8 protein-coding genes are annotated in these 8,332 nt (G+C 72.1%); 1 reads left to right on the plus strand and 7 read right to left on the minus strand.

Annotated features, from left to right (window positions below; all coding sequences use genetic code 11):
* Positions 1–22: 22 nt before the first annotated feature.
* The 6 genes from ACWGL3_RS28880 to ACWGL3_RS28905 form a co-directional block, all read right to left on the minus strand.
* Complete coding sequence (locus ACWGL3_RS28880; RefSeq protein ID WP_267948454.1) at positions 23–1,357, minus strand: M16 family metallopeptidase; 1,335 nt, start codon at positions 1,355–1,357, stop codon at positions 23–25.
* 119 nt (positions 1,358–1,476) lie between these two features.
* Positions 1,477–3,792 carry a polyribonucleotide nucleotidyltransferase gene (locus ACWGL3_RS28885; RefSeq protein WP_267948453.1) on the minus strand — a complete coding sequence of 772 codons (2,316 nt, stop codon included), beginning with the start codon at positions 3,790–3,792 and terminating at the stop codon, positions 1,477–1,479.
* Positions 3,793–4,100: 308 nt separating this feature from the next.
* Entirely contained in the window at positions 4,101–4,370 is a 270-nt protein-coding gene (rpsO, locus tag ACWGL3_RS28890) for a 30S ribosomal protein S15 (RefSeq protein ID WP_267948452.1), read from the minus strand.
* Positions 4,371–4,634: 264 nt separating this feature from the next.
* Complete coding sequence (locus tag ACWGL3_RS28895; RefSeq protein WP_267948451.1) at positions 4,635–5,582, minus strand: bifunctional riboflavin kinase/FAD synthetase; 948 nt, start codon at positions 5,580–5,582, stop codon at positions 4,635–4,637.
* Between the two features lie 162 nt (positions 5,583–5,744).
* Positions 5,745–6,029, minus strand: coding sequence for a type II toxin-antitoxin system RelE family toxin (locus tag ACWGL3_RS28900; protein ID WP_452462020.1), 285 nt, complete (start codon positions 6,027–6,029; stop codon positions 5,745–5,747).
* A complete protein-coding gene (locus tag ACWGL3_RS28905) occupies positions 6,026–6,316 on the minus strand; it encodes a type II toxin-antitoxin system Phd/YefM family antitoxin (protein WP_267948449.1) in 291 nt (96 codons plus the stop codon). The genes ACWGL3_RS28900 and ACWGL3_RS28905 overlap by 4 nt, the downstream gene beginning before the upstream one ends.
* A gap of 230 nt (positions 6,317–6,546) precedes the next feature.
* Between ACWGL3_RS28905 and ACWGL3_RS28910 the strand changes: the two genes are divergently transcribed.
* Positions 6,547–7,395: an alpha/beta fold hydrolase gene (locus tag ACWGL3_RS28910; protein WP_267948448.1), complete on the plus strand. Its 849-nt coding sequence runs from the start codon at positions 6,547–6,549 to the stop codon at positions 7,393–7,395.
* 13 nt (positions 7,396–7,408) lie between these two features.
* Here the strand turns inward: ACWGL3_RS28910 and truB are convergent, their stop codons facing one another.
* The gene (gene truB / locus ACWGL3_RS28915; RefSeq protein WP_267948447.1) at positions 7,409–8,296 is read right to left on the minus strand and encodes a tRNA pseudouridine(55) synthase TruB; all 888 of its coding nucleotides are present in this window, start codon (positions 8,294–8,296) and stop codon (positions 7,409–7,411) included.
* Positions 8,297–8,332: the final 36 nt, after the last annotated feature.

The following is an 8,332-nucleotide window of genomic DNA, read 5'->3' on the forward strand; positions in this document are numbered from 1 at the left end:
GGGGCGGGGGACGGGGCGCTCCCTAGAAGACCCGGTCCGCCTCGTACGGGCCGATCACGGCGAGGGCCCGCGGCCGCGACAGCAGCTCGGCCGCCACCTCGGCCACGTCCGTGCCGGACACCGCGTCGAACAGCGCCAGGTCCTCGTCGATCGAGTAGTGGCGCGGCTTGTTGAGCTCGTGCGAGAGCAGCCGCCCCATCCGCGCGTTGGTGCCCTCGCTGCCGAGGACCAGGGAGCCCTGGATCTGGCCCTTGGCCCGGGTCAGCTCCTCGGCGGTGATCCCCGAGGCCGCCACCTTCTCCAGCTCGTCGCGGCACACGCCGATGACCTCGTCGGCCTTCTCCGGCAGGCAGCCCGCGTAGATCTGGAACATGCCGGTGTCGGCGTAGCCGGTCTGGTACGCGTGCACCGAGTACGCCAGGCCGCGCTTCTCCCGCACCTCCTGGAACAGGCGGGACGACATGCCGCCGCCCAGGGCGGCGCTGAGCAGCCGCAGCGCGTGCCAGCGCGGGTCGGTCCGGGTGATGCCCTCCGAACCCAGGATGATGTGCGCCTGCTCGGTGTCGCGCGGCTGCACCACGGTGCCGCCGTTCGTGGCGACCGGACCGGCCCCCGCACGCGGGCGGGCGGGGCGGGCGTCGCCCGCCGCGGCCAGCTGGTCGGCGAACATCGCCCGGACCTGCTCCACCACCTGGTCGTGGTCCAGGCTCCCGGCCGCCGTCACGATCAGCTCCCCGGGCACGTACACGTCCCGGTACTGCTCGGCGATCCGGTCCCGGGGCAGGGCGCGGATGGTGTCGGTGGTGCCCAGGATCGGGCGGCCCAGCGGGGTGTCCCCGTAGAAGTGCGCCGCGAAGACGTCGTCCACCAGGTCGGCGGGCTCGTCCTCGTACATGGCGATCTCCTCCAGGATCACGCCCCGCTCCGTCTCCACCTCCCCCTCGTCCAGCACCGAGTTCGCGACCATGTCACCGACGACGTCGATGGCCAGCGGAAGGTCGCGGTCCAGCACCTTGGCGTAGTAGCAGGTGTGCTCCTTCGTGGTGTAGGCGTTGTGGTCGGCGCCCACACCGTCCAGCAGCGCGGAGATCTCCAGCGCCGACCGGGTCCGCGTCCCCTTGAACAGCAGGTGCTCCAGGAAGTGCGCCGACCCCGCGTGCGCGGAGTCCTCGTCGCGGGAGCCGGTGGTGGCCGAGATCCCGAACGCCGCGGACCGGCCACCCGGGATGTTCTCGGTGACCACGCGCAGGCCGCCGGGCAGGACCGTGCGGCGCACCAGGCCGGAACCGCCGTCGGGCTCCAGCAGCGTCACGGTCGTGCCCGGATCCTGCTCGGCGGCGATGGGGACAGAGCTCATGAATCCTTCTTCTTCGCGTCGGAACATCGGCGGCCGGGCCGCCGGGGGCCCAGCCGAGGATACGCGCCGGGGGCGGCCGCACCCGTGGTGCGACCGCCCCCGACACGCGTCAGTCAGGATCAGGTGTTCTCGGAACGCCCGCCCGAGCTGCGGCGGCGACGGCGACGGGGGGCGTCCCCGTCCTTGTCACCACCGTTGTCCTCGCCCTCGGGGGCCGTGTCGGCCTCGACCTCGGCCTCGACCGCCGGGGCGGCGGAGGCGGCCTCGGCCTCGACGACCTCGACCGGGACGAGCGAGAGCTTGCCGCGGTCGTCGATCTCGCGGATCTCGACCTGGATCTTCTCGCCGATGCCCATGACGTCGTCGAGGTTCTCGATCCGCTTGCCGCCGTGCAGCTTGCGGATCTGCGAGATGTGCAGCAGGCCGTCCTTGCCGGGCAGCAGCGACACGAACGCGCCGAACGTCGTGGTCTTGACGACGGTACCCAGGTACCGGTCGCCCACCTCGGGCATCGTCGGGTTCGCGATCTGGTTGATCGTGTCCCGGGCGGCCTCGGCGGACGGGCCGTCGGTGGCACCGATGTAGATGGTGCCGTCGTCCTCGATCGTGATCTCGGCGCCGGTGTCGTCCTGGATCGAGTTGATCATCTTGCCCTTCGGGCCGATGACCTCTCCGATCTTGTCCACCGGGACCTTGACGGTGAGGATGCGCGGAGCGTTCGGGCTCATCTCGGCCGGACGCTCGATCGCCTCCTGCATCACGTCGAGGATGGCCAGGCGGGCGCCGCGGGCCTGCTGGAGCGCGAGCGCCAGCTGCTCGGCGGGGATGCCGTCGAGCTTGGTGTCCAGCTGCAGGGCCGTGATGAGGTCACGGGTGCCGGCGACCTTGAAGTCCATGTCGCCCATGGCGTCCTCGGCGCCCAGGATGTCGGTGAGGGTGACGTACTCGTCGCCCTCGCTGATCAGTCCCATGGCGATGCCCGACACCATCTCCTTGAGGGGCACGCCGGCCGCCATCAGGGACATGGTGGACGCGCAGACCGAGCCCATCGAGGTGGAGCCGTTGGACCCGAGGGCCTCGGACACCTGGCGGATGGCGTAGGGAAACTCCTCGCGCGCCGGCAGCACCGGGAGCAGGGCGCGCTCGGCGAGGGCGCCGTGCCCGATCTCGCGCCGCTTGGGCGAGCCCACCCGGCCGGTCTCACCGGTGGAGTAGGGCGGGAAGTTGTAGTTGTGCATGTAGCGCTTGGTCTTGTCCGGGTTGAGCGTGTCAACCATCTGCTCCATGCGCAGCATGTTGAGCGTGGTGACACCCAGGATCTGGGTCTCGCCGCGCTCGAAGAGGGCGGAGCCGTGCACCCGCGGGAGGACGCCGACCTCGGCGCTCAGCCCGCGGATGTCCTTGGGGCCGCGGCCGTCGATGCGGACCTTCTCGCGCAGGACGCGCTCGCGCATGACCTGCTTGCTGAGCGAGCGGAAGGCGGCGCCGACCTCCTTCTCGCGACCCTCGAAGTCCTCCGCCAGCTTCTCGCCGGCGATGGCCTTGACGCGGTCCAGCTCGGCCTCGCGGTCCTGCTTGTCCGCGATGGTGAGCGCCTTGGAGAGCTCGTCGCGGACGGCGGCCTCGACGGCCGCGTACGCGTCGTCCTCGTAGTCGAGGAAGATCGGGAACTCGGTGACCTCGCGGCTCGCCTGGTCGGCGACGGCCTGCTGGGCCTTGCACAGCACCTTGATGAAGGGCTTGGCGGCCTCGAGGCCCTCGGAGACGGACTGCTCGTTGGGGCCGACGGCGCCCTCGGCGACCAGCTTCAGCGTCCGGGTGGTGGACTCGGCCTCCACCATCATGATCGCCACGTCGCCGTCCTCCAGGACGCGACCGGCGACCACCATGTCGAAGGTGGCGCCCTCCAGCTCGGCGTGGGTCGGGAAGCCCACCCACTGGCCGTCGATCAGGGCGACGCGCACGCCGCCGATCGGGCCCGAGAAGGGGATGCCGGAGATCTGCGTGGACATCGAGGCCGCGTTGATGGCGACGACGTCGTACAGGTGCTCGGGGTGCAGGGCCAGGATCGTCTCGACGATCTGGATCTCGTTGCGCAGGCCCTTGCGGAACGACGGGCGCAGCGGCCGGTCGATCAGGCGGCAGGTGAGGATGGCGTCCTCGGAGGGACGTCCCTCGCGCCGGAAGAACGAGCCGGGGATGCGGCCCGCGGCGTACATGCGCTCCTCGACGTCCACCGTCAGGGGGAAGAAGTCGAGGTTCTCCTTGGGACGCTTCGAGGCGGTGGTGGCCGACAGGACGACGGTCTCGTCGTCCAGGTAGACCGTCGCCGATCCGGCGGCCTGGCGGGCCAGGCGACCGGTCTCGAAGCGGATGGTACGGGAGCCGAACTTGCCGTTGTCGATGACGGCCTCGGCCGAGTAAACGCCCTCCATGGGCGACCTCCTACTACTACACGTGTTCGCGTTCGTCGCGCCGGGCACGGGCGTGCCCCGGGCGCTTCGTTGTTCGTTTCCCGCGTCCGTGCCCCGGAGTTGATGACGGCCGGTCATCGATCGAAGCCCACGGCACGCCTGGGAGGCGCTGTCCGGGGACCACTACCGAGGACCGGCCTCGACTCTGGTGCCGAGGGAGGGGCGCGGGTGATCTCTGTGAAATTAGGCGGGCGGCGGTCTGTGACCGCCGTCGCGTCACACCTTACTAACAAAGCGGGAGCGGCCGAAGCCACTCCCGCCGTTCACACCTAGCGGCGCAGGCCCAGACGCTCGATCAGCGAGCGGTAGCGGGTGATGTCCTGCTTGGCGATGTACTTGAGGAGGCGGCGGCGACGACCGACCATCAGGAGCAGGCCACGACGGCTGTGGTGGTCGTGCTTGTGGTCCTTGAGGTGCTCGGTCAGCTCGGTGATGCGGTGCGTGAGCAGCGCGACCTGGACCTCGGGGGAACCGGTGTCACCCTCGGTGGTGGCGTACTCGGCGATGATCTTCTCTTTGGTGGCGGTGTCGATCGACACGTCGCTCCTTCGCTGGAAAGTCGGCACGCAGGGCGGATCCCGATACGTGACGGGGATCAGACGCGGTGACCGCGCGTGCGAACAGTCACCGTCGCGTGTGGTGCGCGCGGCCCTCCGCCGACGGCGTGGGCGCACCGCGCTCCCCACGGGTCGGTTCACCGGATCGTGACCGTCCGCGAGGCACACGTGGACGAACCCACCCTACCGCAGAGCACGAGGTGACGGGGCTGACCCGCGGGTGCGCCCCGTCTCCCCGCGCCCCGGTCAGGCCGCGCCGAGGACCTCGCGGCAACGGTCCACGTCCCGGCGCATGGCCACGATGAGCTCCTCGATGCTGTCGAAGCGCTCCTGGCCGCGGATGCGCGCGGTGAAGTCCACGGTCATCCGGACCCCGTACAGCTCCAGGTCGTCGCGGTCCAGGGCGTAGGACTCCACGGTCCGCTCCGCGCCGTCGAACGTGGGGTTGGTGCCCACGGAGATCGCGGCCGGCCAGCGCGTCTCGTGGCCGGCCACCGGCGTGACACGGCTCAGCCAGCCCGCGTAGACACCGTCCCCGGGGACCGCCGTGCCGGGCAGCAGGTCCATGTTGGCGGTGGGGAACCCCAGCAGCTCGCGTCCGCGCGCCGCCCCGTGGACGATCTCCCCCTCGACCCGGTGCGGGCGGCCGAGCAGCCCGGCCGCCTCGGCCACGGCCCCCTCGGCGAGCAGTGCGCGCACCCGCGTCGAGGTGATCGCCTCGCCGTCCGCGACGAGGGCGACCCCGTACGCGGTGAAGCCGAACCCGGCCCCGAGCGCGGCCAGCGCGGCGACGTCGCCCGCGGCGCGGTGCCCGAACCGGAAGTCCTCCCCCACGACCACGGCCGCGGCGTGCAGCCGGTCGACCAGCACCCGGCGCACGAACTCCTCGGGGGCGAGCGAGGACAGGTCCTTGGTGAACCCCAGGACGCACACGGCGTCGGCGCCGTACTCCCCGAGCAGCTCCACCCTCCGCTCCAGCGGGGTCAGCACCGGCGGGGCGGTCCCCGTCAGCACGGCCCGGGGGTGCGGGTCGAAGGTGACCACGACGACCGGGAGCCCGAGCTCGCGGCCGCGACCGACGGCGGCCTCCAGGATGGCCCGGTGGCCCCGGTGCACCCCGTCGAACACGCCGACCGCCACCACGGAGCGCCCCTGCCCGGAGGGGATGCCCTCCAGCCCGTCCCATCGCCGCACGTCCGGCTCCCCTGCTCGTCGTTCCTCATGGCTCCGCGCCGGGCCCCGCCGCCGGGGGCCGCGGGGCTTTCCGGAACCAAGGGTGCCACGCCGGGCGCACCGGCACCGACAGACCGGGGGTGTGGCCCGGCACACGTCCCCGCCGCGGAGGCGCCGCCCTTCTCAGCGACCGCCCGAGTAGTGGTACGCGTCGGCCCTGCCCTGGATGTCGAGCACGGTGACCCGGCGCGCGGCCTCGTCGATCCGGTACCGCACGCGGTAGGAGGAGCGCCTGGCCACCCATTGCCCGGTGAAGGGGGCGTTCAGGGGTTTTCCCACGGCGCGGGGTTTCGTTCCGAGGTCACCGTCGATCAGCTCCCAGACCGCCGAGGCGATCTTGAGGGGGAGTTCGTCGGTGAGCGCCCGTCGCGCCGGTCGCGCGAGCACGAGGGCGTAGCGATCGCTCACCCGTTGTCCTCCCGACGGACCCTCTCGCGCATCAGGTCAGCCATCTCCGCCGCCGTCGTCACGTCCCCGGCCTCCAGGGACTCCTCGGCCTCCTTCAGCCTCCGCTGCTCCTCGGGGCTGTCCAGGAGGGCGAAGGTCTCCGTCATCGACTCGTAGTCGTCCACGGAGATCACCACGACGCTGGGCCTGCCGTTGCGGGTGATGGTGACGGCGTCGTGGGTTCTCTCGACCTCGTCGACGATCTTGGACAGGTGGTTCCTGGCTTCCGCCAGCGGCATCGTCGTCATGGCGTCAATGCTAGCCAACAGGCCATGAGCTGTACATGATTCACGCCAGAATTCCCTCTTTCGTGCCTTCCTGCTGTCCCAGCCGATGCACCGGGTGGTGCGCGGGGAACTGGAGGAAGCGGGGCTGCGGCGGACGTGAGGGCCCGTGCGCGGCGCGTCCGCGCGGTGCGCCGCCCCGCCGTCGGCAGAGCGGGGTTGGCACACGCCTTCGCCACCGCTAACGTGCCCGGATGGCGATGATCGACACGGGAGACACCCGGCTCGCGTACGACGAGGCCGGCTCCGGGCCGGCGATCGTGTTCGTGCACGCCGGGGTCGGTGACCGGCGCATGTGGGACCACCAGTTCGCCGCCTTCTCGCGAACCCACCGGGTGGTCCGGTACGACTGGCGGGGCCACGGCGGTTCGGCCGACCACGAGGGGCCCGTCACCCACCACGAGGACCTGCTCGCCCTCATGGACGGGCTCGGCATCGGGCGCGCGACCCTCGTGGGCGCCTCCTACGGCGGCGCCTGCTGCGCGGACGCCGCGCTGGCCGCGCCCGACCGGGTCGAGTCCCTGGCCCTGGTGTGTCCGGGCCTGTCGGGGCACGAGTGGCCCGAGGTGTTCGTCCGCGAGTCGCGGAAGATGGTCCTGGCCGCCGTCCCCCACGAGCGCCTGGAGGTGTACGCCGCCGGACGCGCGGAGCCCGACCCCGCGGACGTCGCCGCGATGGCGCAGGCCCAGGCCCGCTTCATGGTGCTGGGCCCCGGACGGGACCCCGAGGACATGCCGCCCGAGGCGTGGGACACGGTCCTCCTGATGCTGCGGGAGCTGTTCGCCCGCCGGTGGTCCGGGCCCGCCCTCACCACCCGTTGGCCCGGCAGGCCGTCCAAGGAGCGGCTCGGCGAGATCGCCGCGCCCGCGCTCGTGGTGAAGGGCCTGTCGGAGCCCGGCCCCGTCCGGGAGGTGGCCGACCTGTACGCCGAGGGGGTCCCCGGGGCACGCCTGCTGGAGATGCCGGAGACCGGACACCTTCCGTCCGTCGAGCGCCCGGCGGAGCTGACCGCCGCCCTCGCGGACTTCCTCGGCGTGTCCTGAGGCGCCCGGAGGGTCAGGCCGGCTCGAACACCACCAGGGGCTTCATGTGGTCCCTGCGGTTCTCCCCCAGCGCGATCACCCGGCCGTCGGGGGCGAACATGCCGACCGGCCCGGGGCCGAGCGAGCTCGGCCCGATCCGGTTCCCGTTCCGGACCAGGCGGGTCTCGTCGTCGGTGAGCATGCGCACCGGGAAGGCCACCGCGACCGCGCGGGCCAGCGGCACCTGCGTGAACTCCGCGGCCAGCTGGTCGAGCGTGCGGGCCTGCGACAGGTCGTAGGGCCCCACCCGCGTACGGCGCAGCGCGGTCAGGTGGCCTCCCACGCCCAGGTCCTCGCCCATGTCCCGGGCGAGTGCGCGGATGTAGGTGCCGCTGGAGCACGTGACGGAGGCGTCCACGTCCACGAAGACGCCGTCGGCGTCCTCCACCCTGCGGACGGCGGTGACCTCGAACCGAGCCACGGTGACCGTGCGGGGCCGGAGCACGACCTCCTTGCCCTCACGCGCCGACTTGTAGGCGCGCTTGCCGTCCACCTTGATCGCGCTGACCTGCGGCGGGACCTGCTGGATCTCACCGGTCAGCCGGGCGACCGCCGCGTGCACGGCCTCGTCCCCGACCTCCGAGGCGTCGACCCGCGCACCGGGCTCCCCCTCCGCGTCGTCGGTGTTGGTCACCAGCCCCAGCCGGATGGTCGCCGCGTACTCCTTCTCGGTCAGCGTCAGGTGGCCGAGGAGCTTGGTGCCCTTCTCGATCCCCAGCACGAGGACCCCCGTGGCCATCGGGTCGAGGGTGCCCGCGTGGCCGACCCGGCGCGTGCGTGCCAGCCCGCGCGTCTTGGCGACCACGTCGTGCGAGGTCCAGTCGGCGGGCTTGTCGACGACGACGACGCCGCTCTCGGCCATGGCTCTCCTCGGAGCTTCTGGAGGGAAGGGGACGGC

Source organism: Nocardiopsis sp. NPDC055824 (genome assembly GCF_053616335.1).